Origin of the sequence: Mumia xiangluensis, from assembly GCF_010994095.1 — a bacterium.
Lineage (GTDB): Bacteria > Actinomycetota > Actinomycetes > Propionibacteriales > Nocardioidaceae > Mumia > Mumia xiangluensis.
The window spans coordinates 141,920-166,196 of sequence record NZ_WJYO01000005.1; the positions used below are offsets into that span (position 1 = coordinate 141,920).

The window sequence follows — 24,277 nt, forward strand, 5'->3', positions numbered from 1 at the left end:
TTTCGACGTCCCTAGAGGACCAGACTCTATCTGATATACGATCACTGCATGCCTCAGGATCAACCGACCGGCCCCCTCGCCGGAGTACGCGTCATCGAAGCCGGTCAGCTGCTCGCCGGTCCCTTCGCCGGCCAGCTGATGGGCGACCTCGGTGCCGACGTCGTCAAGGTCGAGCCGCCGGGTGTCGGCGACCCGATGCGCCAGTGGGGTCGCGAGAAGCCGCACGGCCACTCGCTGTGGTGGCCGATCGTGGCACGCAACAAGCGTTCGGTGACCCTCAACCTCCGCGAGGAGGCCGGCCAGGAGCTCTTCCTCCGCCTCGTCGAGCACGCCGACGTCGTCGTCGAGAACTTCCGCCCGGGCACGCTCGAGCGCTGGAACCTCGGCTACGAGCGCCTCAAGGAGCGCAACCCCGGCATCATCCTGGTCCGCGTCAGCGGCTACGGCCAGACCGGCCCGTACTCCGAGCGCGCCGGCTACGGCTCGATCGGCGAGGCCATGGGCGGTCTTCGCTACATCACGGGCGAGCCCGACCGTCCGCCGTCGCGGACCGGCCTCTCGATCGGCGACTCGCTCGCCGCCACGCACGCGACTGTCGGCACCCTTGCCGCGCTCCTGCACCGGGAGCGTACGGGGGAGGGGCAGATCGTCGACAGTGCGATCTACGAGGCCGTGCTGGCGATGACCGAGAGCCTCGTGACCGAGTGGGACGTCGCCGGCTACCAGCGTGAGCGCACGGGGCCGATCCTCCCGAACGTCGCCCCGAGCAACGTCTACCCGACGGCCGACGGGCACACGATCCTCATCGCGGCCAACCAGGACTCGGTCTTCGGGCGCCTCGCCGACCTGATGGGGGAGCCCGAGTGGAAGCAGCTCCCTTCGTACGCGACCCACGGTGCGCGCGGCGCGAACCAGGAGGAGCTCGACCAGCGGATCGCCGACTGGACCGCCAAGCACGACGCGGATGCGCTGCTCCAGCTCCTCCACGAGGGTGGGGTGCCCGCCGGCCGGATCTACCGCGCCGAGGACATGCTCGAGGACCCGCACTACGAGGCGCGCGAGGCGATCGTCCGCGTCCCGCACGAGGCCTTCGGCACCCTCGCGATGCCCAATGTCGTCCCGCGCCTGTCGGGCACGCCCGGCTCGGTCCGCTGGGTCGGCCCGAAGCTCGGTGAGCACAACGACGAGGTGTACGGCGGGTTGCTCGGCCTCGGTGCCGACGAGATCGCCGAGCTGTCCGGTGCGGGCGTGATCTGATGTCGCGCGACGAGGACTCTCGCGACGAGGACTACGTCGCCGCGGGGTTCCGCGGCAAGGTCGGCTACGGCTCGCGCCCTGCCGTGCTCGTGATCGACGTGGTCCAGGCGTACCTCGACCCGGACTCCCCGCTGTCCGACGCCGGCGGCCGGTTCGAGAGCGCCCGCAAGGCGGCGGGCCAGCTCGTCGACGCCGCACGCGCGGCCGGCCACCCCGTGGTCTTCACTTGCGTGCGCTTCCAGCCGGGCATGGCCGATGCCGGCCTGTTCGGAGCGAAGGTGCCCGCCCTGGCCGCCTTCGTCGACGGGGCTCCCGGCGGTGATTTCCCGCCCGAGCCCGCGCCGGCTCCCGGCGAGGTCGTCGTCACCAAGCAGTACGCGTCGGCGTTCTTCGGGACGTCGCTCGCGTCGACCCTGCGCACCATGGGGGTCGACTCCGTCCTCGTGACGGGGTTCTCGACCAGCGGGTGCGTCCGGGCGTCCGCGACCGACGCACTGCAGCACGGCTTCAAGCCGATCGTCGTCGCCGAGGCGTGCGGAGACCGCGACGCGGTCACCCACGACCACAACCTGTTTGACCTCGATGCGAAGTACGCCGACGTCGTGTCCCTCGACGACGCGCTCGACCACCTCGTCACCACCCCCGCTGAAGGAGTCCGACCGTGACCGTGACCGACCTGTACGACGATGCGCTCGCCTGGAACAGCTTCTCGCCCGCCGGGGCCGACGTGCCGGCGGAGATGGTGATGCTGCGCAGCGCGACGGACAGCAACTCGCGCACCGTGCTCGTCCGCTTCCCCGCCGGATGGAGCCGAGCCAAGACCGGCTACCAGCCCGCGGGCGAGGAGATGCTCGTGCTGTCGGGCGCGCTGACGATGAGCGGGCACACGGGTACGCCCGGGCACCTGCTGGTCGTCGAGCCGAAGGCCACCCGCGCCGACACGGCGACCACCGGCGAGACGCGTGCGCTCGTGTGGTTCTCCGGTGCGCCGGGCGGCTGGACCGAGGACGTGCTGGACGAGGCGGAGGCCGGGTCGATCTCCGTCCTGCCGGTCGGTGCTGAGCTGCGGCGCGAGCCGAGCGACGCCCTCCCCGGCCTCGTCGAGGTGCTCGAGGACGCCGCCGGGCGGACGTTCGAGAACGACGTCGACCTCGTGTGGCTCGCGACGGGCCAGTGGGCCCACGTCGCGGCCGGTGACGCTGCGCCCGAGGTGAGCGGCGAGGTCGTGGTCCGCCACTGGATCTGATCGATCCCACGAACGCGACGCCGTTGCTCGGCCGATAACCCCCGGGGTTGAGCAGCGGCGTCGTTCCATGTCTGCGTGCAGGAGGCACGGACAGACAGACACGGGCAGACAGCTGCGCGCAGGCGGTGCTTCAGTTGGGACGAGGTGACCCGGGTCTGTGCACGCGGACCCGGGCCACCTCGGGTCAGTCGCGCGCCAGCGCCCTGTCGGCGTCCTCGTCGTAGGACGAGGAGATCGCACGCAGGACCAGCACGCTCGCGAACAGCGGGGGCAGGAGTCCCAGGAACGCGAGGTTGATCGAGCCTGTGGTGTCGGAGACGATGCCGATGATCAGGGGCCCCAGGGCGCCGCCCAGCGTCGTCAGGAACTGCAGGAGCGCGAACCCGATGCCGCGCTGCGTCGCTGGGACCACGTCGGCGGAGGCTGCGGTGAGGTTGGGGATGGCGCCGGCGAAGCCCACGCAGGCGATGGCGACGAGCGTGAGGCGGATCCCCAGGCCCGGCAGCAGCACGACCCCGGTGATGGCGACGGCGCCGAGGAACAGGAAGCCGAGGCTCACGCGCACACGCCAGCCCGCGCGTACGCGGTGGTACTTGTCGCCGAGTCGGCTGCCGATGATGATGCCGATCACGATGCCGGTCCCACCGACACCGCCGGCCAGGCCCGAGGCGGCCGCGGCGTCGAGGTCCTCGGTGCGCTCGAGCAGGGTGGGCAGCCAGTAGAAGAGGCCGCCGAGCCCGAGGTAGAGGAGGCAGAGGCTGATGATGACGCCGCGCAGCGTCGGGATGCGCAGGAGCGCGCGCGCCTCGCTGGTCACCGACTGACGCGGGGCGTCGGTCGCGGCAGTCGCCTCGACCTCCGCGACGCCTGCGCGCAGGCGGTCGATCCGGTCGCCGACGCCGCGGACGGGTTCGCGCAGCGTGAAGGCGAGCACGGCGATGAGGAGGCCCGGGACGGCGATGATGAAGAACACCGACCGCCAGTCGAACGCCTCGGCGACCGCGCCGCCGAGGGCGACGCCGACCGGGAGGCCGATGTAGTAGCCGGCGCGCTCCATGCCGTACGCCTTGCCGCGCGCCGAGCCGGGGTAGTAGTCGGCGAGCAGGCTGGAGGCCGGCGGGTTGTAGAGCTGACCCGCGGCGCCGAGGAGGATCCGGGTGATGAAGAAGAGGGCGAACGTCGTGGCGAGACCGCTCATGATCGAGCAGGCGGCCCAGGCGAGCACGACCAGACCGATGATGGTCGAGCGCCGGCCGGTGTCGGCGAGCCGGCCCGCGGGCAGGAGCAGGACGACGCCGGCGATCGCCGCAGCCGTCGGGATCGCCCCGGCCCAGGTGTCGCTGAAGCCGAAGTGGTCCTGGATCGCAGGGAGCGCACCGGCGACGAGGTTGACCTCGACACGGTCGATGAAGGCGACGAGCGCGACCACGATCGCTGCCCACCAGCCGAACGGCACCGGCTTCGCGAGGTCCACCTCGACTGGACCGCGACCCGCGAACGCGACCAGGGACGCGGTCGCTGGGACGGTCGGGGAATCGCCGTCCGATCCGGGCGTCCGGTCATCGACGGGGGAGTCCGACATGTCTGGGTGCCTCTCGTCGTGGATCATGATGGGGTAAGTGTAGGAGAAAATCGTAGAAGAATATATGGTTTGGCCATGACCGTCGTTCGAGTAGCCGCTGTCCAGTTCGCCGCGTCCGAGGACGTCGAGCAGAACCTCGCCACCGCTCTGCGCCTCACCGAGGAGGCCGCGTCCCAGGGCGCGCAGGTCGTCGTGCTCCCTGAGTTCGGCAACCACGTCTCCTGGTACGCCGACCGCGCGCACGCCCGGCGGATGGCGGTGACGCTCGACGGCCCGTTCGTCTCCGCCCTCGCCGCCAAGGCCGCCGAGCGGGGCATCTACCTGATGGCCAACTGCACGCTGGCGCGTGAGGACGGCCGCACCACGGGCAGCAACATCCTCATCGGTCCGGACGGCTCCATCCTCGCCACGACCGACAAGCAGGTGCTGATGGGGAGCGAGCGCGACCACATCGACCCCGCCGTCGAGGCGTCCCCGGTGATCGAGACGCCGCTCGGCCGCATGGGCCTCTACTCCTGCATGGACGGCGTCATCTACGAGACGCCGCGGATGCTGGCCGTCGACGGTGCCCAGATCCTCCTGAACAGCATCAACTCCTTCGCGCTCGACGAGGCCACACTCCACGTCCCGGTGCGCGCGGTCGAGAACAAGGTGTGGGTGGTCGCTGCCAACAAGGTCGGCCCCCTCGTCCCCGAGCACAGCATCGAGGCCGTCGCCCAGGCGGTCGGCGTTCCGGTCGACCTGCTGCACGGTGCGGGCGAGAGCCAGATCGTCGCGCCGGACGGCACCGTCGTCGCGATCGCCCCTCGCACCGGCGAGGCCGTCGTCGTCGCCGACATCGAGGTCGATGCGGCCGACGACAAGCGCCGTACGGACGGGACCGACGTGATGGCCTCGCGCCGTCCCGAGCTGTACGGCCCGATCGTCGAGGCACCCCGCGGACGTACGGCGCCGGCCGGCGCCGCGGAGCTCGTGACCGCCGTCATTTCGCCCGCCGACGACGACGTCCTCGGGCTGCTCCGTGACGCCGTCGCCGCAGGCGCGCGGCTGGTCGTGCTCCCCGAGCTGGCGGCCTGGGTCGACGGCGTCGTCGACCCGGTGGGCCCGCGCTTCACGGAGGAGGCCGTCGTCGAGGCGCTCGCCGGCACGGACGCGATCGCCGTGACCTCCGTGCGTGACGACGACCAGCACGTCGGCCTCGTCCTCGACGCTCGCGGCGAGGTCGCGCGTCAGCCGCAGCTGCACACGAGTGCCCGTCACGCCGACTGGGCGACCCGGCTCGGCGACGATCTCGTCGTGGTCGAGCGCGACTTCGGCCGCCTCGCGGTCGTGGTCGGCGATGACGCGCTGTACCCCGAGACGTTCCGCCTCGCCGCGCTGAAGGACGCTGACGTGGTCGCCGTCCCGTTCACCGTCGCGGGTGCCCACGACATCGATCTGATGCTCCTCGAGCGCGCCGCCGAGAACCGCCTCAACGTGGCGGTCGCGAGCCGCCGGACCGACCACGGCGCCGGCGCGGTCATCCCGCTCTCCGGCGACTTCACCCTCTGGAGCGAGTGGGACGGACCCTTCGTCGGGATCATCAGCCGCCCCGAGCCCCTCGTGGCGACCGAGTCCGTGACCCTCGCGACGGTGCGCCCCGAGTGCGCCACCAACCGCTTCGTCAGCCGCGGGACCGACGTGGTCGACGGGCGCCCCTGGGCCCTCGCCGACTCGCTCGTCCGCGCGGCGACCCCGCAGCACGCCTCGGCCTGACAGACCGAGCGAACGAAAGGAACACCATGCACGTCCCAGACGGATTCCTCGACGCGCCGACGTCGGTGGCCACCGGCGCGATCGCCGTCGGTGCGCTCGCCTACGCCATGAAGCGCGCGCGCCACGAGCAGCCCGACGACCGCACCGCGCCGCTCGCCGGCCTGGTCGCGACCTTCATCTTCGCTGCGCAGATGGTGAACTTCCCGGTCGGTGCCGGCACCAGCGGCCACCTGCTCGGCGGTGCGCTGGCTGCCGTGCTCGTCGGGCCGGCGACCGCCGCGATGTGCGTGTCGGTCGTCCTGGTCGTGCAGGCGCTGCTGTTCGCCGACGGTGGCGTGACGGCGCTCGGCACCAACATCACGCTGATGGCCGTCGTGGGTGTCGGCGCCGGCTGGCTCGCGTTCCTCGCCGCGCGCGCCGTGCTCCCCAAGCGGCTGCCGTCGGTGCCGGTTGCCGCTGCCTTCGGTGCCTTCGTCTCGGTCCCCGTGGCCTCGCTCGCGTTCGTCGGCCTGTACGCCGTCGGCGGGCAGGCGCCGATCCCGCTGGACACCCTGACCGCCGCGATGGTCGGCTGGCACTCGCTGATCGGCATCGGCGAGGCCGTCATCACCGGCCTGGTGGTCAGCGCGGTCATCGCCCTACGACCCGACCTCGTGTACGGCGCTCGCGACGTGGTCGCGACCACTCCGCTGGAGATCCGCGAAGGAGCAGTCCTGTGACGACGTCCGCAGCCCCGACACCAACCCGTCGCGTCTCGACGAAGGTGTTCGTGATCGTGATGATCGCGTTCGCCGCGATTACCGCCGGGATCGTCAGCTTCTACGCGTCGGGCAGCCCCGACGGCCTCGAGCACGTCGCTGGGACGCAGGGCTTCCTCGACTCGGCGACCGAGCACCGCTTCGCCGACTGGCCGCTCGCCGACTACGCGGTGGCGGGCATCGACAACGCGCGCCTGTCCGGCGGCCTCGCCGGACTGGTCGGGTGCGCGGCCGTCCTCCTCCTGGCGATGGGGATCGGGCGCATGCTGCGCCGTCCGGCCCAGGCTGAGACGACCCAGTCCTGACATGGCCGACGGCAGCCACGGGCACACGCTGTACTTCCACACGCACTCCGCCGTCCACCGAGCCGCTCCGCACCACAAGGTCGCAGCGCTCGTCGGCTTCGTGCTCGTGGTCGTCGCGACGCCGCGCGAGTGGGTCGCCGCCTTCGCGGCGTACCTCGCCGTGCTCGTGGTCGTCATCGCCGTCGCTCACGTCCCGTTCGGCTACATCGCCCGACGGATGGTGGTCGAGCTCCCCTTCGTCGTCTTCGCCGTGCTGATGCCGTTCGTCGCCGTCGGCCCGCGTATCGAGGTGGCGGGGCTGTCGCTCTCGCAGGCCGGCCTGTGGGCGGCCTGGGGCCTGCTCGTCAAGGGCACGATCAGCGTGATCGCCTCGCTCACGCTCGCCGCGACGACGGAGCCGCACCAGCTCCCCGGCGCCCTTGCCCGGCTGCGTGTGCCGGCGCAGCTGGTGCAGATCGTGACGTTCATGGTCCGCTACCTCGACGTCGTGTCGTCGGAGATGCGGCGGATGCGGATCGCGCGCGAGTCGCGCGGCTTCCAGGCGCGCTCGCTCTCGTCCTGGTGGGTGCAGGCGCGCGCCGTGGGCGCGCTGTTCGTCCGCGCGTACGATCGGGGCGAGCGTGTGCACCTGGCCATGCTCGCGCGCGGCTACGAAGGGGAGGGGCGGCGGTGAGCACCACGACGCAGCCGGGCCCCGCGCTCCAGGTCGAGGGTCTCGCGTACGCGTATCCCGACGGACGTCAGGTCCTGTACGGCGTCGACCTGACCGTCGCACGCGGCGAGCGGGTCGCGCTGCTGGGCCCGAACGGAGCCGGCAAGACGACGCTCGCCCTGCACCTCAACGGGATCCTCACCGCCGGGGCCGGCACGGTCACCGTTGCCGGCATGCCGGTGGGCAAGAAGCATCTGCGCGACATCCGGCGCCGGGTCGGCATCGTGTTCCAGGATCCCGACGACCAGCTCTTCATGGCGACGGTCCGCGACGACGTCGCCTTCGGGCCGGCCAACTACGGCGTGCGGGGGGAGGAGCTCGAACGCTGCGTCGTCGAGGCGCTCGAGCTGGTCGGGATGCTCGACGCGATCGACCAGGCCCCGCACCACCTCTCGCTCGGCCAGCGCCGGCGAGTGGCGCTCGCGACCGTGCTGGCGATGCGGCCGGAGGTGCTCGTGCTCGACGAGCCCTCCACGTTCCTCGACCCCGCGGCGCGACGAGAGCTGGTCGAGACGCTCGACGGGCTCGACGTCACGCTGCTGATGGTCACGCACGACCTTCCGTACGCGCTTCAGCTCTGCGAGCGGGCGGTCATCCTGTCCGACGGCGTGATCGCCGCCGACGGACCCACGGTCGACGTGCTCACCGACTCCGCGCTCATGGCACGGCACCGGCTCGAGCTGCCGTTCGGGTTCGACCCGCGCGCAGCCATGGCCGCGCGTCGCTGAGCTGCCGGGCCGGGCTGACGGGCGAGGACGACGGGCTGCTCGCCCACCCCGTCAGGCGCTCGCCGAGACCTCGCGCCGCTCGAGCGCGGCCATCAGCGACTTCTCGCTGCCGTTGAGGTGGTCGATCCAGGCCTTCTTGAACTCCGGGCCCTTGCGGTCGCGCGCCAGCTCGAGGAGCAGGCGGTGCTCGTCGATCCGCTGCTCCTTGGTCTCCGGAGCGTGGTCGAGGTCGGCCATCGTGATGTGCAGGTAGCGGTCGGCCGAGTGCCACAGCAGGTCGAGCACGTTCTTGTCGGCCGCACCCATCACGTCCGCCAGCAGCGTGGCGTGGAAGTGGTGGTGCGCCGCTGCCAGCGCCGCCGGCTCGCGCTCGATGGCGACGTACTCCTCGAGTGCCTCCTCGGCCTCGGCGAGCCGCTCGTCGGTCATCTGGCGTGCGGCGCGGACGGCGAGGTCTCCCTCGATCAGCCGCCGGAGCCGGTAGATGTCGGTGAGGTCGTCGGCGCTCAGTGCCGCGACGAGCGCGGAGCGGCCGGGGCGGAGGCTGACGATGCCCTCGCTCTCGAGCCGGCGCAACGCCTCCCGGACGGGGATGTGGCTGACGTCGTACAGCTCGCACAGCTCCACGATGGACACCGAGGTGCCCGGCTGGATCTCGCCCGTCAGGATCGACGCCCGGAGCTCGCTCGTCACGCGGTCGACGAGCGACACGTGGGCGATCGGTCGACTGGTCCGGCTGCTGCCTCGTCGGGCCATGCTGTGCTCCTGCTGCTGACGGATGGGTCCGGTCAAATCGTAGATCATCGCGATTCTGACAGCAGGTAGCCACGAGAAGCGAGTTTCCCCTTGCCAGATGGCATAGTCGATATTGTATATTCTTTCCATCCGGTAGGTAGGAGGTGTCTCGTGGTCGAAGCAGCGACGTTCCGTGACGTGCTGTCCCAATGGCCCAGTGGGGTCACTGTCGTGACGACCGTCGTCGACGGGAGGCGCCATGGGATGACTGCCAGCTCGTTCTCGAGCGTCAGTCTTGATCCGCCGCTGATCTCGATCTGTCTTGACCGCAAGCTCTTCAGCCACGGGCTGATCGAGTCGACCGGCTTCTTCGGCGTCAGCGTGCTCGCGAAGGACCAGGCCGAGGTGGCCCGCCGGTTCGCGGGTCAGACCGGCGAGGTGGACCGTTTCGCAGGCGAGACCTGGTCCACGGCCGAGACGGGCGCGCCCCTGCTCGACTCGAGCCTCGGCTGGCTCGACTGCCGCGTCGTCCACGCCCACCCGGGCGGCGACCACACGATCTTCGTCGGCGAGGTCCTCGCCGGCCACGCGGCCCGCCGCACGGCACCGCTGCTGTTCCACTCCCGCGGCTGGGGCCAGTTCGCCGACGTCCTCCCCGACGTGGCGACGCTGGCCGACAGCCGACTCGTGGGTTCGCTCACCGGCCACGGCGCCGACGGCGAGTGGATCCGCCGTACGGAGCAGCGGGTCCGCGCCACGGGTGTCCGCACCCGCGTCCTGGACCTCTCGCTCCCGACCGGCTCGTCGCTGACCCCGCCCTCGTTGGGTCGAAACGGGGCGATGCTCACCGACGCGCGCCAGTGCACCGCGATGGTGGCGTCGGCCGACCAGGCCCGCGAGGCCGTCGACCGCGGCGTCGGCGTCATCGAGCTCGGAGCGGACGCCCGTGACGGCAACGGCCTCGAGCGGGCGGCCGAGCTGATCCAGGCCGCCGGCAACCTCGACACCGACGGGCGCGTCGTCATCCTGCGGGACGCCTTCACCATGGCCGACCGCGACGCACTCCTGTGGGCGGTCGAGACCCTGATCGAGGCGGGTGCCACCGAGATCTGCCTCGACGACACGCGGGGCGCTGCCACTCCGTTGGAGGTCCGCGCCACGCTCCAGGACGCCGTCGGCATCGCCCGACCCGTCCCGCTGCGTGTCCGCCTCCACGACAACGACCGCCTGGGCCTCGTCAAGGCGCTGACGGCCCTCAAGAGCGGTGTGCACCACTTCGACACCACGCTCGGCGGGCTCGACGGCGCAGTCGCGACCGAGGACCTCGTACGCCTCTTGGGCACGTTGGACGTCGACACCCCCGTCGACGCCGTCGCCCTCGGGAGGCTCGCCGACCGGGTCCGGGAGCATCTCGGCACCTCCGGCGAGATCCCAGCCCTCCGCACCAACGGGGTCGCCGCGCCGGCGACCCCGCCCCAGCCAACCCCACTGCCCACACCGTAGGAGCCGCGCCATGTCGGCCACGCTGACCGCTGAGTACCTCTTCCCCGACCTGACGCCGGACGAGCGCGAGCGCGCTGCCCGGGTGGAGTCGATCCTCCCCACGATCCGCGACGCCGCCGCTGACGCCGACGCGCGCGGCGAGCTGCCGCCCGGCCACATCAAGCTGCTCGCCGACGCGGGCCTGCTCGGCCTCGTCGTGCCGCGCGAGTACGGCGGCCTCGGCGGCGGTCTGCGCGACCTCGTCGCGACCACGTACGCGCTGGGCACCGTGTGCGGCTCGACCGCCCTCGCCTACTTCTTCCACTGCTCGGCTTCCTCGCGCGGGCTCCTGCCGCTCGCGGCGATCGAGGAGGGCCTGTTCGCCGACGACGAGGTCGACGAGGTCCGCACCTTCGCTGAGCGTGTCCTTTTCATGATGGGCCGCGACAAGCTGTGCCTCGCCAACTTCGCGAGCGAGTCGGCGAAGGCGAGCAACGCCAACGTCCTCATCTCGACGACCGCCACCAGGACCGAGGGCGGCTGGCTGCTCGACGGCGAGAAGTCGTTCGGATGCCTCTCCGGCACCGCCGACTTCTACCTGGTCACCGCGCGCCGCGCCGACATCGACGGCGTCGAGGGCCTCAGCCTGTTCCTCGTCTCGCGCGACCAGGAGGGCGTCCGCCCCCGCCACCAGTGGCAGGGCCTCGGCATGCGCGCCTCCGACAACAACGGCCTGGTCATGGAGAGCGCGTTCGTCCCCGACGACCACGCCCTCGTCGTGCCCGGTGGCTTCGCCCGCTCCACGCAGATGTCGCGCGGCTCGTGGGTCGGCAACCAGGTGGCGATCACCGCCATCTACGCCGGCATCGCCCGCGGTGCGTGGGAGTACGCGTTCGAGCGGACTATGAAGGCGAAGTTCGCCGACACCGGCAAGCCGATCGCGTCGAGCCCCATGCACCAGGTCTTCATCGGCCGCGGCCAGGAGCGCCTCACCGACGTGCACCTGTGGCTGCGCCGCCAGACCGACCTTGAGGCCGCCGAGGTCCCGATCCTCCCGAAGGCGCAGGTCGTGCAGAGCTGGAAGCTCGCCAAGGGCACCATCTGCGACGGCGCGTTCGACGTCGCCACGATCGCCATGAAGATGTGCGGCACGTCGGGTGCCCTGATGGACAACGTCATCGGCCGCGCGATGCGCGACACCGCCATGGGTCTCGTGCAGGCGTTCCCGTCGGAGCGGGGTCAGCTCGACCTCGCACGCATGCTGGTCGAAGATGAGTCATGGGTTGGACTCACGACACCGGCAGCGGCGGCAGCGGCCGCAGCGGCGGCGAAGGCATGACGAGCACCTCGACGGACGCTCCGTCCGTGACACCGGCGCTCCCGCAGATCGTCCAGATCGTGGCGGGGGAGCAGCAGGTCCCCGCGGAGACGCTCGAGCTCGTCCTCGAGGACCCGTTCCGCGGCGAGACGCTGGCCGCAGCCGCGGCGAGCGACGCCGCGTCGGTGGAGCGCGCGCTGGCTGCGGCCGACGAGGCGTACGTCGGCGGGACCTGGTCGGGTCTCGCCCCGGAGGCTCGCGCCGACATCCTCGACCGGATCGGCGCGGCCCTCGAGCCGCAGCTCGGTGAGCTCGCTGCGCTCGAGTCGTTCGCGACCGGTGTGCCCGTGCGGCAGACCTCGGTCGTCGGCGTGATCGTGCCGGGCGCGTTCCACCTCGCCGCACAGATGCTGCGGTCGGGTGCGCTGCTCGACGAGGTCGAGGGAGCTGACGGCGCGTCCGTCGAGGTGCACCACCTTCCGCTCGGCCCTGCCCTGTGCCTGGTCCCGTGGAACGCCCCTGCCCCGATGGCGGCGCACAAGGTCGCCAGCGCGCTCGCAGCCGGCTGCCCGACGATCCTGAAGCCGAGCGAGTACGCCCCGTACGCGACGACGGTGCTCGGTCAGACCGTCGCCGCGGTGCTCGCCGAGGCCGGTGCCCACCCGGGAGTCTTCCAGCTCCTGCAGGGCGGTCCGGGCGTCGGCGGCACGCTGGTCAACGACCCGCGCATCCGTGCGGTGTCGTTCACCGGCGGTCACGTCGGAGGCAGCGCCATCGCGGCGGCCTGTGCCGCCTCGTACACCGCGCTCCAGCTCGAGCTCGGCGGCAACAACGCCCTGGTCGTGCTCGACGACGCCGACCCTGAGGACGCTGCGCGCGCCGCCGTGGACCTCCTGACGACCCTCAACGGCCAGTGGTGCCGCGCGCTCGGTCGGCTGGTCCTGCCGGAGAGCCTCGCGGACGACGTCCTCGAGCGCGTCGTCGGACGCCTGGCCGAGCTGCGGACGGGCGACCCGCTCGACCAGGAGACCGACCTGGGTCCGATCGTGCACTCGGTCCACCTCGCCCGGCTGCGTGCCGAGCTCGACCGGCTCGCCGCGGCCGGCGGACGGGCGTACGCGTCGACGACGGTTCCCGAGGACGGCACGTTCCTGGCCCCCACCCTGGTCCGCGGCGTGGACTCCAAGGACGCCGTCGACGAGATCTTCGGCCCGGTCGCCACGGTGCACACCTACGAGACCGACGACGAGGCCGTGGCCCTCGCCAACGGCACCCCGTACGGTCTCGAGGGCTACGTCTTCGGTGGCGACACCGATCGTGCGCTCGCGGTCGCACGGCGGGTCCGCGCAGGCGAGGTCAAGGTGAACGGCTCGTCGATCATGAGCCTCCACCTGATGACGCCGCGTCCTGCCTGGGGCATCTCCGGCATGGGCGACGAGGGCACCCTCGAGACGATCCGCTTCTTCACCGGCGCACGCGTCGTCGGCGTCGAGGGCAGCTTCGCGCTGCACGGACGATGAGCGTGAGCGCGGCCGGGTCGGCCCCGCAACGGCTGCGCGCGCTGCTCGCCGGTGACGACGTCGTCCACCTCCCCGGGGTGTACGACGCCGTCACGGCGCGGCTCGCCGTACGCGCGGGGGCTCAGGCCGCATGCCTGTCGGGGGCCGTTGCGTCCGCCGTCGGGCTCGGCCTGCCCGACCTGGGGTTCGTGCACGGCAGCCAGATCGCCGACCGGGCCCGCCAGGTGGTTCCGTCGCTGGACGGCGTGCCGTTGCTGGCCGACGCCGACACCGGCTACGGCAACGCGCTGCAGGCACGCCGTACGGTGCTCGACTACGCGGCCGCCGGGATCGCCGGGCTGCACCTCGAGGACCAGGTGTCGCCCAAGCGGTGCGGCCACATGAGCGGCAAGGCCGTCGTCGACCCCGCTGAAGCGGCGTCGCGCGTCCGTGCTGTGGTCGAGGCCGGTTCGGACCTCGTCGTCGTCGCCCGGACCGACGCCCTGTCGGTCGAAGGCGTCGACTCCGTCATCGAGCGGGCCCGTGCCTTCGTCGAGGTGGGCGCCGACGCCGTCTTCGTCGAGGGCGCCGGACTCGCCGACCTCGCGCGGGTGCGCGCGGCCCTCGGCGAGGGCGTGCCCTTCCTCGCCAACCGTTCCGAGGCGGGCGGGGCGGTGAGCGACGGACCGAGCGATGCGGAGTACGCCGCTCTCGGTGTCCGGCTCGTGATCCACCCCGTCTCCGCGATGCTTGCAGCAGCAGCCGCGGTCAAGGACGTCTACTCCACCATCATGCGCGACGGCCACGCCGGCACGACCCCTCGGATGAGCTGGGACGAGCTCACCGAGCTGCTCGGTCTCGGCGACCAGCTGTCGCTCGAACAACGCTATGCAGAGGCGGTGAGCGCACCATGAGCGCCCGAGTCGTCGTCGCCGGAGCTGGGCCCGTCGGGCTCACCGCCGCGCTGACCCTTGCCCGCGACGGCCACGCCGTCACCGTGCTCGAGGCGGGGGACACCCTCGCGTCGGAGTCACGAGCGAGCACCTACCACCCCCCGTCGCTCGAGATGCTCGCCGAGCTCGGCGTCCTCGACGACCTGCTGGAGCGTGGGATCGTCTCGACCCGCTTCCAGTACCGCGACCGGCGGACCGGACCGATCGCCGAGCTCGACCTCGGGTCGCTCGCGGACGACACCCCGTACCCGTTCCGCGTCCAGTGCGAGCAGAGCAAGCTGACGCCGATCCTGCTGGACCGCCTCCAGACGTACGCCGACGCCGAGGTCGTCTTCGGCGAGCCCGTCACCGGAGTCGAGCAGGGCGAGGACGGCGTCCGCGTCACGACGTCGACCGGCCGGTCCTGGACCGCGGACTGGGTCGTCGGCGCCGACGGTGCGAGCTCAGCGGTGCGCAAGTCAATCGGTGCGGAGTTCGAGGGGATGACCTACCCCGAGCGCTTCCTCGTCGTCTCCACGCACGAGGACCTCGCGACGGTCCTGCCCGGGATCGCCGACGTGAACTACGTCTACGACCCCGAGGAGTGGCTCGTCCTCCTGCGGACGCCCGAGCACTGGCGCATCCTGTTCCCGACCGACCCGGACTCCCCGGACGAGGCCGAGACCGCGCCCGAGCGCGTCCAGGCACGGCTCGCCGAGGTCGCGGACCTCGGTCGCCCGTGGGACCTGCTGCACTCGTCGCTCTACCGCGTGCACCAGCGCGTCGCCGACCGCTTCCGCGTCGGACAGGTCGTGCTCGTCGGCGATGCCGCCCACGTGAACAACCCGCTCGGCGGGATGGGCATGAACAGCGGCCTGCACGACGCGGTGCTGACTGCGGGTGCGCTCGCGGACCTGCTCGCCGGACGCGCCGGCCTCGACGAGCTCGACACGGTGCTCGCCGCGCGCCGCGACGTCGCCCGCTCGTACGTCAAGACGGTGACGCACGACAACTGGAAGCAGCTGCGCGAGGACGACGAGGAGGTCCGCGCCGCGCACCACGCCGAGCTCCGGGCGCTCGCCGCCGACCCCGTCGCCGCGCGCGCGTACCTCCGCCGGACGTCGATGATCGACTCGCTGCGCCCGCTGGAGGCCGAGGCGACCCGCTCGTGACCGTGACGGCGACCGGCATCAGCCGGGAGAACCCCGCCCGGGTCGACGAGCTGGTGGGCACCTGTGCGGTCGCCGACGTCGCTGTCGTCGATGCCGTCGTCGGCCGCGCCCGCGAGGCGCAGCGGGCGTGGTCCGCGGTGCCGGTCGCCGAGCGCGCCGACGCGCTGCGTACGGCGGCCGACCGGATCGAGCCCGAGCTGGACGCCATCGCCGAGCTGATGGCACGCGAGACCGGCAAGCCCCTCGCGGACTGCCGCGGCGAGTCCGGTTTCGCCGTGGCCGTCCTGCGGTGGGCCGCCGAGCGCGCCACGGCGCTCCTCGTCGACCGGGAGATCGACGACGCTCAGGGGCGGCTGCTCCTGCGCCACCGTCCGTACGGGGTGGTCGCGGCGATCACGCCGTGGAACGCCCCGGTGATCCTCGCGGTGCTCAAGGTGGGCCCGGCACTGGTCGCCGGCAACGCCGTCGTCGTCAAGCCGTCGCCGCTGGCGCCGTTCGCGGTCGCCCGCTTCCTCGGCCTGGTCGCCGAGGTCCTGCCCCCGGGGCTCGTCGATGTCGTCCAGGGTGATGCCGAGACCGCTACGGCTCTCGTCGGGCACCCTGGCGTCGACCGTGTCGCCTTCACCGGGGGCGACGTCGCTGGTCGGGCTATCGCCGGCCTCGCCGGACGCTCGCTGACCCCGACGCTGCTGGAGCTCGGCGGCAACGACCCGGCGATCCTGCTGGACGACGTCGCGCTGGACGATGCCGCTGCGGAGCGCCTGGTGATGGCGTCGTTCGCCACCAGCGGCCAGGTGTGCATGGCGCTGAAGCGGCTGTACGTCCACCGGTCTCGCCTGGACGAGGTGGTGGACGCGCTGCGCGCCGCCGCCGACCGCGTGCTGCGGGTCGGCGACCCGCTGCACGCCGGCGTCACGATGGGGCCGGTCGTGAGCGCAGCGTCTGCCGAGCGCGTGCGCGGGCTCGCGGAGGACGCTCGCGGCCGCGGTGCCGACGTGCTGCCGATCGGCACGACCGACCCCGGTACGCCGCTGGAGCGCGGCTACTTCGTCTCTCCGACGCTGGTGCTCGGCGTGCCCGACGCAGCGCCTGTCGTCGCGACGGAGCAGTTCGGGCCGATTCTTCCGGTGCTGGCGTTCGACTCCGAGGACGACGCGATCGCCCGCGCCAACGCGGGCGACCTCGGTCTCGGGGCCTCGGTGTGGTCTGCCGACGAGGACCGGGCCTTCGCCCTCTCCACGCGCCTCGACGCCGGGTTCACGTTCGTCAACACGCACAACCGCACCGGCATCTCGCTGCGGGCGCCGTTCGGCGGTGTGAAGCGCTCGGGCTGGGGGCGGGAGTACGGCGACGAGGGGATGCTCGAGCACGTGCAGACCTGCGTCGTCCACGCGCCTGCGGCCTTCCGAGACGGTGGCGCCGGGCTCGGTGCGGCCGCCTACCCGTCCTGACCTGCGCACACCTCCTGACCTGCGGGATCAAGATTCGGTCACGGGGTCCGGAGACTGACGTCGTCGGGCTCCGAACCGGGTGAAGATTCTGCAGGGGAAGACCTGTCGCCGTCGCTATAGATCATATATAGTTTGCTGCATTGTGAGCCACACCGCACGACCCTGAATGGAGTCCCCCCCGTGAGCCAGAGCTTGAAGTTTGTCCAGGAGCACCTCGACGAGTCGGGACCGACGGACGTCACCGAGACGTTCCAGACCTGGCTCGCCCTCGTCGAGCGCCTGAAGCAGAAGGTCGCCGACCGCTTCGAGCTCGAGCGCGACCCGTCGACCGAGATCCTCGAGGACTTCGGCGGAGAGACGGGCGCCAAGGGTCGCGTCCGCGGCTACGCCGGCCCCGAGATCGACTGGATGGTCCACTCGCACATGGAGAACGCCGCCGCCGGCTTCTGCAACGTGCACCTGACGATCTGGCTCGGCCCGCAGATCAAGGTCCCGCACTTCGGCATGGCCCTCGGATGCTTCCCGCAGGGCTGGTTCTTCCTCGACTCGGTGCCGCGCAGCTACCTCGTGACCGACACGGACTCGTTCGACCGCTACTACGAGCCGGTCAACGCCCGCTGGGAGGAGCTCCAGAGCAACAGCCTCCTCGAGCCCTTCGTCAGCCGGTCGGCCTTCGTGCGCGCAGGCCTCTCGCCGACCGCGTTCTGCCACATGGCGCCCGCCGGCGAGGAGATGACCCAGCTGGTGACCGAGGTCGCCGAGGAGCACCTCGACCGCTGGCTCGGCTGGGTCGACGCTGCGGAGGCCGTCCCGGTGGCCGAGCGCGCCGCGCTGAGCGCCGACGACGAGGCGATCCGCCGCAACATCGCCGAGCGCGACCCCGCCAACGTCATGGGCGACCGCTACTTCGGTGCTGAGACCACCCAGCGCCTCGTCCGCGCCCTGTGGGGCGGCGACCGCAAGCTCCCGCGGGCGCTCGAGCACGAGGCACACCCCGGCCGATGACCGACCCTGCCCTCGACCGAGCTGTGCTCGTCCGCGCTGTGCGGACCGCCGTGCGCGTCCCCAGTGCAGACGCGCCGTACGACACCGCGCACGTCACGGTCCGCTACCCCGCGCTGCCGGCGCAGAACACCGTCGAGCGGATGAGCGGACGCCTGCAGGCCGATGCGACCGGCGCCCCGTACCCCGTCGCGGTGCTGCTGTCCGGGATCAACGTGGGCGCCGACGCGTACGCCTGGCTCGCCGTACGCCTCGTGGAGGCGGGCTTCGTCGCTGTCACGTACGACTGGGTCGGGGAGCTCTTCCCCGCGACGGAGCAGACGCCCGCGGACCACGGGCTCACCCCGGGCGTCGACATCGGCGCCGTCGGTCCTGACACCTACGGCACCCGTCCCACGACGCCCGCGCTGCGTCCGGTGCTGGACGCCGTCGCGGCGCTGGGGGAGGACGGCCCGCTCGCGGGCATGATCGACACGGGCGCGGTCGCCCTGTTCGGCCACTCGGCCGGCGGCACGGTCGCGCTCCAGTCGGCGCGGCCGGCGTGGTTCCCCGAGATCCGGGCCGTCGCCACGTACGCCGCGCACACGATGGCGTCGCAGATGCTCGGTCACCCTCCGAGCACCCTGCTTCCCGCGCCCGTCGAGGTGCCGGTCCTTCTTGCGGCCGGCACCTCCGACGGCGTCGTCGCGGCGAGCGCCGTCCGTTACGGCGAGGACCCGGCAGCGACCGATCGCGACCCGATCACCGCCACCTGGTCGCAGGCCGTGCCGGCGACCACCGAGGCCTGGCTGGTCCACCTGGACGGGGCGACGCACATGCTGGCCGCGCACCCGCAGGACCCCAGCACGGCACGCGGCTTCCTCGAGGGTCCGCCGACCGGCGACGCCGACGCCCAGCGCGATGCGCTCGCCACCACCATCTGCACGTTCTTCGCCGCGCACGTGCGCGGCGACGCCGCAGCCAAGGACGCCCTGGAGCTGCTCGCGGAGCAGCCCCGCTCGGAAATCGCCGAGATCCGGCGACGCTAGGAGGAGATCCACGATGTTCAAGAACTTCTGGTACGCCGTCGAGTTCAGCGAAGACCTCGTCGTAGGCGAGCCCAAGAAGGTGAAGCTGCTCGGACAGCAGCTCGTCATCTACCGCAAGAACAGCGACAAGTCGGTCGTCGCGATGTCGGACCTGTGCGTGCACCGTGGTGCCGCGCTGTCCAGCGGCGAGGTCAAGGACGACTGCATCGTCTGTCCGTACCACGGCTGGGAGTACGAGCCCGACGGCTCGGTCCGCAAGATCCCGGCGCACCCCGACAAGGGCATCCCGCGCAAGGCGCGCATCGACTCCTACCCGGTCCAGGAGAAGTACCGCTTCATCTGGATCTACATGGGCGACCTGCCCGAGGCGGAGCGCCCGCCGCTCCCGGACTGGTCGGCGATCGACGACACCGAGACCTATCGCGCGGTCACCGGCAGCTTCCTGTGGAAGTCGAACTACGAGCGCATCCTCGAGAACGGCGTCGACGTCGCACACACGCCGTTCGTGCACGGCGGCGTCTTCGGCAACAAGGAGAAGCCCGAGGTCCCCGAGTTCGAGGTGGAGGAGACCGAGTGGAGCTGCAAGGTCTCGGTCAAGCTCAACCCGCCCAACTCCAAGGGCATCTGGGGTCTGCTCAACCCCAACAAGACCAAGGACCTGATGAAGCGCCCGCAGGTGCCGGTCTCCACCACCTGGTGGCTGCCCAACATGATCCTGCTCGAGGTCGACACCCCGATGGGTGCGCTCAAGATCTTCGACGTGAACATCCCGATCGACGAGGAGACCACGCTGGTCAAGTTCGTCGCGCTGCGGACGTTCTTCAAGGGCAAGTGGGCCGACCGTGACGCCCGTCGCCGCGTCTTCAAGGTGCTGTACGAGGACGAGGCCGTCGTCAACGGTGTCCGCCCCGAGCTGCTGCCGTTCGACCTGTCGGCGGAGCTGCACGTCAAGAGCGACTACAACGCGGTGCTCTACCGCCGCCGGCGCCAGGAGCTCATCGACAAGGGCTGGTCGGTCGAGGGCAACACGATCGTCGGCGAGGGCCCGGCCCGCGTCGAGGCTCGCGTGATCCCCTCACCGATCCGCAAGGAGGTTCCCGAGCTCGCCTCGGCGTGGAACTTCAAGGAGGTCCGCAGCAAGGAGCTCCTCGGCAAGCAGGCCGCCCGCGAGGAGCGCGGCGACGTGCCCCGCACCGACACCACCGAGACCCAGCGTGAGGAAGGCATCCGCGCATGAGCACGACAGAGTCCGAGGCTTCCGTGAGCCTGCCGAGCGGTCTGTGCCACCGCACGTGGGAGCGCATCGTCGCAGAGCGGGGCCTGGTCGAGGTCCACGGCGAGGACGGCGGGTCGTTCCGCACGCTCACGTCGCCGATGACCCCCGCGCCGGTCGGTGAGGTCCGGGTCTTCGTCCCGTCGGACGACACCGAGCCTGTCGCCAAGGTGGTCTACGTGGGCCTCGCCGTCGAGATGATCGGTCTCGACAGCCACATGGTCTTCGCGTTCACCCGCGAGGGTCTGCCCATCCCGCACTTCACGCTCGACTCGGTCCACGGGCAGGGCTCGTACGCCTTCCACCTCGACCTGATCCCACGCGCAGACCTGGGCACCCACCTCACGTACCTCGACTGGGCCCACGACCCGCTGACGGAGACGTACGAGGAGGTCGAGACGTGGGCAGGCCTGACGAAGGCCGCGATCGGCCCGCGACAGAACGCGGTTATGTCGCCGTGGATGCTCGTGCACCGCGCCGACGCCGACGCGTTCGTCTCGATCGAGAGCGCCGTCACCACCTACCTCGAGCACTGGTTCTCCCTGCTTGACGCGCCGGTGCCGGCCGAAGTCGTGGCGGACGTGGCCGACACGGACCTGCCGGCCCGTGACGCCCGCAACCGCGCCAACATCTTCAGCCCCGACGTCGACAAGGTGTGGGCTCAGGTCGCCCGTCTGGTCGGCGACGACGCGGCCGAGGACGTCCGTCTCCAGCTGCTCGACAACGAGGTGTCCCGATGACTGTGGAGCAGGCCGCATCGATGGGCGATACCGAGGTGACTGCTGAGACCGCTGCTGAGGATGTCAGCGAGTGGCAGCAGCGCATCGAGGGGGAGTGGCACGGTCGTCCTTCGCTCTTCGACGCCGAGGGCAACCACGTCGGCTACGAGCACGTGGTGCGGGCCAGCGTCGTCGAGGACGGCGTGTCGCGCTACTGGATGCGCACGAGCCTCGAGGGCAGCGGACCGCTCCGCAACCGCTTCGAGCTCGGCGCGAACTTCGACTTCGGCATCGTCGACTCCGACCAGAACCGTGTCTACTGCGGTCCCGACTTCTACGGGACAGGCCAGCCGTACGGCTACTTCGTCGAGGCGAACTACTACTCGCCGGGCTGGCAGGCCGACCTCCGCACCTGGAACCAGGTCCTGCCGGACGGCGTGACGCAGGTCTACTCCTCGGTGCTGCACGACGGCTGGGCGGTCTGCGCGGTCTTCAACGGCGTCTACAAGCGCACGTTCGACCACGAGACCAACCCGGAGACGCAGGCGTTCGTCGACCAGTGGATCGCCTCCGAGACGAGGCTCGGCTCGACCCCGCAGGTCCTGCCGACCAAGGAGGCGGGCGCCTGGACCGGCACCCTCTCCGTCGAGGACGCCGAGACGCAGACCACCGTCGGCCAGACCGAGGTCCGCATCGACCACGAGCCGCAGTCGCTGCTGCGCGCCAAGCAGAAGGTCACGTGGCAGGGCGCGCTCGACCGCTCGTACGAGCTGGAGCGCTACCGCGACGGTGCTCGGGTCCAGTACGACGGCCCGGACGTGTTCGGCAACGCCATCTCGTACGGCCGGGCGCTGTTCACCAGCCAGCACCTGATGGGCCGCGACGCCCGCGGCGTCGAGAAGATCCGTGGGCGCGAGGTCCTGCTGGACCCGAAGACCCGTGACCTCGCCGTCGTCTGGCAGCTGCTCAGCGGCGAGCGTACGACCCACTTCGTCCACGGGCTGCTCACCTGGGAGCCGAGCGCGTGAGCGACGGCAGGGTCGTCGTCGTGACCGGCGGGACCCGGGGCATCGGCCTCGGGCTCGCCCGGGAGCTGCTCGCGCGCGGCTGCCGCGTCGTCGTCTGCGGCCGGTCGAGTGCGACCGTCGAGTCGGCGGTCGCCGAGCTCGCGGCGCTGGCGCCGGCGGGCCCCGACAGCGTCGCCGGGCAGGTCGCCGACGTCACCGACCGAGCGTCGCTGGCCGCCCTGCGCGATCTCGCCGTCGCCCGCTTCGGCCAGGTCGACGTCTGGATCAACAACGCCGGCATGTCGGCGCCTCGCCGCCCGCTGCCCGAGGTCCCGGCGGACGTCGCCGAGGCGGTGGTCCGGACCAACGTCCTCGGCGTCATGCACGGCTGCGCGGTCGCCATGGAGGCGATGGGCTCGCAGGCCGACGGTGGCTGGATCTGGAACATGGAGGGCTTCGGCTCCGGCGGCCAGATGCAGCCGGGCATGACGACGTACGGCGCCACCAAGCGCGGCGTCACCTACCTCACGGAATCGCTCGTCAAGGAGCTGAAGGGGTCGCCGGTCAAGGTCGGCTTCCTGTCTCCGGGCATCGTCGCCACCGACCTGCTGCTCGACGACTACGACGGTCAGCCGGAGGAGTTCGAGCGCGCGCGCAAGATCTTCAACATCCTCGGCGACCGTGTCGAGACCGTCACCCCGTGGTTGGCCGACGGCATCCTCGGCGCACGCAAGCACGGCGCCAAGGTTGCGTGGCTGACCACCCCGAAGGCGATGGGTCGTTTCCTCACCGCCGGATTCCGCAAACGCGACATCTTCACGCCCGAGCCCGAGAAGGCGGCCGTCTGATGGCAATCGATCCCTGCACCGAGTACGGTCTCGCGCTCGCCGTCGAGGACTTCGTCCCGGTGGTCCTTGCGGGGACCGGTCTCATCGTCCTCGCCAACGCGCTCGGCAAGTCGCTCCCCGCCGTCCGTGCGGGGGCGCTGTTCGGCGGCATCGTCGTCATGCTCGGCGGGCTCGGCAAGGCGGTCTGGAAGCTGCTCGTGGCCGGCCCCTGCGTCGAGATCCCGATCCTGGAGCAGATGCTGTTCCCGTGCCTCGCGGTCGGCTTCTCCGCTCTCGCGTGGGCGCTCGCGAGCGTGTACGTCGGCAAGGTCGTCTCCTGGCTGCCCTTCGCCCTCGTGCCGTTCGTCGGCGCCTGCATCTCAGGCGCTGCGCGCAACCTGACCCCCATGCTCGCGATCGCCGCTCTCGCGGCTGTCGCCGTCGGGGCGATCGCCTCGATGCTCGCGGCGCGGCACGGCGACCAGGTCAGTCGCGTGCTGTTCATCGTCTACATCGTGGGCACGCTCGTGCTCCCGCCGCTGGCGGCTCGTCCCCACCAGACCGAGGCGGTCCAGTGGGCCGAGCAGCTCACGAACACCGGCGTGCAGCTCTGCTTCCTCATCGGTGCGCTCCGTCTCCGCGGACGCCTCCCGCGCGCCGATCGTCCCTCCGTCCCCGAAGGAGCCTCCATCTCATGACCGACCGTCTCGGCTACCGCCGCAAGTTCGGCGTGATCGCCCCGAGCACCAACACCATCGTCCAGCCCGAGTTCGACATGATGCGGGTCCCGGGCGTCACGTCGCACTACGGTCGGATCCTGATCCGCGACGGGCGGATCGCCGACGACGAGGGCATGCAGAACCTGCTCGTCCAGATCCGCGCCGCGATGGCCGACTGCGTCGAGGGCATCATGACCATGGAGCCCGACTACATGGTCATGGGCATGAGCGCCGAGACGTTCTGGGACGGCGTCGAGGGCAACCGCCAGTTCGTCCAGCAGATCAAGGACCTCTCCGGCGGTCTCGGTGTCGCCACGGGTGCGGAGGCCTGCGAGCGGGCCCTGCAGCTCTTCGGCGCCAAGAAGATCGGCATCGTCACGCCGTACACCCCGATCGGCGACGAGAACGTCCGCAAGTTCTTCACCGAGCTTGGTTTCGAGGTCGGCAAGATCAAGGGCTTCAGCTGCGAGAGCGCCGTCGCGATCGCGCACGTCAGCGAGCAGCAGCTGCGTGAGGCGATCATCGAGGTGGACGGACCCGACGTCGACGCGATCGTCCAGTGCGGCACGAACCTCTGCATGACCGAGCTCGCCGACGAGGCCGAGCGCTGGCTGGGCAAGCCGGTGATCGCGATCAACGCAGCCACGTGGTGGATGGCGCTGCGCGAGAACGGCATCGAGGAGAAGATCTACGGCTTCGGTTCGCTCCTGCGGGACCACTGAGCCGCGGTCCCACCGACGAGAGCCGCCGCCGACCCACGGGTCGGCGGC

General features: G+C 71.4%; 24 protein-coding genes. 22 read left to right on the forward strand and 2 right to left on the reverse strand.

Annotated features, from left to right (window positions below; translation table 11 throughout):
- Positions 1-48: 48 nt before the first annotated feature.
- From GH747_RS16095 to GH747_RS16105, 3 genes are read left to right on the forward strand one after another with little or no spacing between them, the layout of a single operon-like run.
- The gene (locus GH747_RS16095; RefSeq protein ID WP_149770643.1) at positions 49-1,257 is read left to right on the forward strand and encodes a CaiB/BaiF CoA transferase family protein; all 1,209 of its coding nucleotides are present in this window, start codon (positions 49-51) and stop codon (positions 1,255-1,257) included.
- Complete coding sequence (locus tag GH747_RS16100; protein ID WP_149770644.1) at positions 1,257-1,922, forward strand: isochorismatase family protein; 666 nt, start codon at positions 1,257-1,259, stop codon at positions 1,920-1,922. Before GH747_RS16095 ends, GH747_RS16100 begins: the two co-directional genes overlap by 1 nt.
- On the forward strand, positions 1,919-2,503 hold the full coding sequence (locus tag GH747_RS16105) for a hypothetical protein (protein ID WP_149770645.1): 585 nt from the start codon (positions 1,919-1,921) through the stop codon (positions 2,501-2,503). Before GH747_RS16100 ends, GH747_RS16105 begins: the two co-directional genes overlap by 4 nt.
- 184 nt (positions 2,504-2,687) lie before the next feature.
- Here GH747_RS16105 and GH747_RS16110 read toward each other — a convergent pair whose 3' ends face one another.
- Positions 2,688-4,085: an MFS transporter gene (locus tag GH747_RS16110; RefSeq protein WP_163695684.1), complete on the reverse strand. Its 1,398-nt coding sequence runs from the start codon at positions 4,083-4,085 to the stop codon at positions 2,688-2,690.
- Positions 4,086-4,160: 75 nt separating this feature from the next.
- Here GH747_RS16110 and GH747_RS16115 point away from each other — a divergent pair, with 75 nt between their 5' ends.
- From GH747_RS16115 to GH747_RS16135, 5 genes are read left to right on the forward strand one after another with little or no spacing between them, the layout of a single operon-like run.
- Positions 4,161-5,840 (forward strand): carbon-nitrogen hydrolase family protein, encoded by a 1,680-nt coding sequence (locus tag GH747_RS16115; protein WP_149770647.1) that lies wholly within the window; start codon positions 4,161-4,163, stop codon positions 5,838-5,840.
- Between the two features lie 26 nt (positions 5,841-5,866).
- Complete coding sequence (locus GH747_RS16120; RefSeq protein ID WP_149770648.1) at positions 5,867-6,559, forward strand: energy-coupling factor ABC transporter permease; 693 nt, start codon at positions 5,867-5,869, stop codon at positions 6,557-6,559.
- A complete protein-coding gene (locus GH747_RS16125; protein ID WP_205602984.1) occupies positions 6,556-6,903 on the forward strand; it encodes a PDGLE domain-containing protein in 348 nt (115 codons plus the stop codon). The genes GH747_RS16120 and GH747_RS16125 overlap by 4 nt, the downstream gene beginning before the upstream one ends.
- Before the next feature lies 1 nt (position 6,904).
- The gene (cbiQ, locus tag GH747_RS16130) at positions 6,905-7,576 is read left to right on the forward strand and encodes a cobalt ECF transporter T component CbiQ (protein WP_149770649.1); all 672 of its coding nucleotides are present in this window, start codon (positions 6,905-6,907) and stop codon (positions 7,574-7,576) included.
- The gene (locus GH747_RS16135) at positions 7,573-8,343 is read left to right on the forward strand and encodes an energy-coupling factor ABC transporter ATP-binding protein (protein ID WP_149770650.1); all 771 of its coding nucleotides are present in this window, start codon (positions 7,573-7,575) and stop codon (positions 8,341-8,343) included. Before cbiQ ends, GH747_RS16135 begins: the two co-directional genes overlap by 4 nt.
- Positions 8,344-8,394: 51 nt before the next feature.
- Here the strand turns inward: GH747_RS16135 and GH747_RS16140 are convergent, their stop codons facing one another.
- The gene (locus GH747_RS16140; RefSeq protein WP_163695687.1) at positions 8,395-9,099 is read right to left on the reverse strand and encodes a GntR family transcriptional regulator; all 705 of its coding nucleotides are present in this window, start codon (positions 9,097-9,099) and stop codon (positions 8,395-8,397) included.
- A gap of 177 nt (positions 9,100-9,276) precedes the next feature.
- Between GH747_RS16140 and GH747_RS16145 the strand changes: the two genes are divergently transcribed.
- From GH747_RS16145 to GH747_RS16210, 14 genes are all read left to right on the forward strand, one after another.
- Positions 9,277-10,581 (forward strand): flavin reductase, encoded by a 1,305-nt coding sequence (locus GH747_RS16145; protein WP_228552975.1) that lies wholly within the window; start codon positions 9,277-9,279, stop codon positions 10,579-10,581.
- Between the two features lie 10 nt (positions 10,582-10,591).
- Positions 10,592-11,899: an acyl-CoA dehydrogenase family protein gene (locus GH747_RS16150; protein ID WP_149770653.1), complete on the forward strand. Its 1,308-nt coding sequence runs from the start codon at positions 10,592-10,594 to the stop codon at positions 11,897-11,899.
- On the forward strand, positions 11,839-13,398 hold the full coding sequence (locus tag GH747_RS16155) for an aldehyde dehydrogenase family protein (RefSeq protein WP_205602985.1): 1,560 nt from the start codon (positions 11,839-11,841) through the stop codon (positions 13,396-13,398). Before GH747_RS16150 ends, GH747_RS16155 begins: the two co-directional genes overlap by 61 nt.
- Positions 13,399-13,400: 2 nt before the next feature.
- On the forward strand, positions 13,401-14,291 hold the full coding sequence (locus GH747_RS16160; RefSeq protein ID WP_163695693.1) for an isocitrate lyase/PEP mutase family protein: 891 nt from the start codon (positions 13,401-13,403) through the stop codon (positions 14,289-14,291).
- Positions 14,288-15,481 carry an FAD-dependent oxidoreductase gene (locus GH747_RS16165; RefSeq protein WP_149770655.1) on the forward strand — a complete coding sequence of 398 codons (1,194 nt, stop codon included), beginning with the start codon at positions 14,288-14,290 and terminating at the stop codon, positions 15,479-15,481. The genes GH747_RS16160 and GH747_RS16165 overlap by 4 nt, the downstream gene beginning before the upstream one ends.
- On the forward strand, positions 15,478-16,932 hold the full coding sequence (locus GH747_RS16170) for an aldehyde dehydrogenase family protein (protein ID WP_205602986.1): 1,455 nt from the start codon (positions 15,478-15,480) through the stop codon (positions 16,930-16,932). Before GH747_RS16165 ends, GH747_RS16170 begins: the two co-directional genes overlap by 4 nt.
- Positions 16,933-17,112: 180 nt before the next feature.
- The gene (locus GH747_RS16175) at positions 17,113-17,937 is read left to right on the forward strand and encodes an oxidoreductase (RefSeq protein WP_149770656.1); all 825 of its coding nucleotides are present in this window, start codon (positions 17,113-17,115) and stop codon (positions 17,935-17,937) included.
- Positions 17,934-18,962 (forward strand): alpha/beta hydrolase family protein, encoded by a 1,029-nt coding sequence (locus GH747_RS16180; protein ID WP_149770657.1) that lies wholly within the window; start codon positions 17,934-17,936, stop codon positions 18,960-18,962. Before GH747_RS16175 ends, GH747_RS16180 begins: the two co-directional genes overlap by 4 nt.
- 13 nt (positions 18,963-18,975) lie before the next feature.
- Positions 18,976-20,199, forward strand: a complete 1,224-nt coding sequence (locus tag GH747_RS16185; RefSeq protein WP_149770658.1) for an aromatic ring-hydroxylating dioxygenase subunit alpha — start codon at positions 18,976-18,978, stop codon at positions 20,197-20,199.
- A complete protein-coding gene (locus GH747_RS16190) occupies positions 20,196-20,975 on the forward strand; it encodes a hypothetical protein (RefSeq protein ID WP_205602987.1) in 780 nt (259 codons plus the stop codon). Before GH747_RS16185 ends, GH747_RS16190 begins: the two co-directional genes overlap by 4 nt.
- Positions 20,972-21,982 carry a calponin homology domain-containing protein gene (locus tag GH747_RS16195; protein ID WP_205602988.1) on the forward strand — a complete coding sequence of 337 codons (1,011 nt, stop codon included), beginning with the start codon at positions 20,972-20,974 and terminating at the stop codon, positions 21,980-21,982. The genes GH747_RS16190 and GH747_RS16195 overlap by 4 nt, the downstream gene beginning before the upstream one ends.
- Complete coding sequence (locus GH747_RS16200; RefSeq protein WP_149770659.1) at positions 21,979-22,809, forward strand: SDR family NAD(P)-dependent oxidoreductase; 831 nt, start codon at positions 21,979-21,981, stop codon at positions 22,807-22,809. Before GH747_RS16195 ends, GH747_RS16200 begins: the two co-directional genes overlap by 4 nt.
- A complete protein-coding gene (locus GH747_RS16205; RefSeq protein ID WP_149770660.1) occupies positions 22,809-23,486 on the forward strand; it encodes a hypothetical protein in 678 nt (225 codons plus the stop codon). The genes GH747_RS16200 and GH747_RS16205 overlap by 1 nt, the downstream gene beginning before the upstream one ends.
- On the forward strand, positions 23,483-24,229 hold the full coding sequence (locus tag GH747_RS16210) for a maleate cis-trans isomerase family protein (protein ID WP_149770661.1): 747 nt from the start codon (positions 23,483-23,485) through the stop codon (positions 24,227-24,229). The genes GH747_RS16205 and GH747_RS16210 overlap by 4 nt, the downstream gene beginning before the upstream one ends.
- The last annotated feature ends 48 nt before the right edge of the window (positions 24,230-24,277 follow it).

What these genes read in the sequence shown, in the direction of transcription:
- GH747_RS16095 (WP_149770643.1), top strand. Translation starts at nt 49, where the DNA reads ATGCCTCAGGATCAACCGACCGGCCCCCTCGCCGGAGTACGCGTCATC.
- GH747_RS16100 (WP_149770644.1), top strand. Translation starts at nt 1,257, where the DNA reads ATGTCGCGCGACGAGGACTCTCGCGACGAGGACTACGTCGCCGCGGGG.
- GH747_RS16110 (WP_163695684.1), bottom strand. Translation starts at nt 4,085, where the DNA reads ATGTCGGACTCCCCCGTCGATGACCGGACGCCCGGATCGGACGGCGAT.
- GH747_RS16115 (WP_149770647.1), top strand. Translation starts at nt 4,161, where the DNA reads ATGACCGTCGTTCGAGTAGCCGCTGTCCAGTTCGCCGCGTCCGAGGAC.
- GH747_RS16120 (WP_149770648.1), top strand. Translation starts at nt 5,867, where the DNA reads ATGCACGTCCCAGACGGATTCCTCGACGCGCCGACGTCGGTGGCCACC.
- cbiQ (WP_149770649.1), top strand. Translation starts at nt 6,905, where the DNA reads ATGGCCGACGGCAGCCACGGGCACACGCTGTACTTCCACACGCACTCC.
- GH747_RS16140 (WP_163695687.1), bottom strand. Translation starts at nt 9,099, where the DNA reads ATGGCCCGACGAGGCAGCAGCCGGACCAGTCGACCGATCGCCCACGTG.
- GH747_RS16150 (WP_149770653.1), top strand. Translation starts at nt 10,592, where the DNA reads ATGTCGGCCACGCTGACCGCTGAGTACCTCTTCCCCGACCTGACGCCG.
- GH747_RS16155 (WP_205602985.1), top strand. Translation starts at nt 11,839, where the DNA reads ATGGGTTGGACTCACGACACCGGCAGCGGCGGCAGCGGCCGCAGCGGC.
- GH747_RS16165 (WP_149770655.1), top strand. Translation starts at nt 14,288, where the DNA reads ATGAGCGCCCGAGTCGTCGTCGCCGGAGCTGGGCCCGTCGGGCTCACC.
- GH747_RS16180 (WP_149770657.1), top strand. Translation starts at nt 17,934, where the DNA reads ATGACCGACCCTGCCCTCGACCGAGCTGTGCTCGTCCGCGCTGTGCGG.
- GH747_RS16185 (WP_149770658.1), top strand. Translation starts at nt 18,976, where the DNA reads ATGTTCAAGAACTTCTGGTACGCCGTCGAGTTCAGCGAAGACCTCGTC.
- GH747_RS16190 (WP_205602987.1), top strand. Translation starts at nt 20,196, where the DNA reads ATGAGCACGACAGAGTCCGAGGCTTCCGTGAGCCTGCCGAGCGGTCTG.
- GH747_RS16195 (WP_205602988.1), top strand. Translation starts at nt 20,972, where the DNA reads ATGACTGTGGAGCAGGCCGCATCGATGGGCGATACCGAGGTGACTGCT.
- GH747_RS16205 (WP_149770660.1), top strand. Translation starts at nt 22,809, where the DNA reads ATGGCAATCGATCCCTGCACCGAGTACGGTCTCGCGCTCGCCGTCGAG.
- GH747_RS16210 (WP_149770661.1), top strand. Translation starts at nt 23,483, where the DNA reads ATGACCGACCGTCTCGGCTACCGCCGCAAGTTCGGCGTGATCGCCCCG.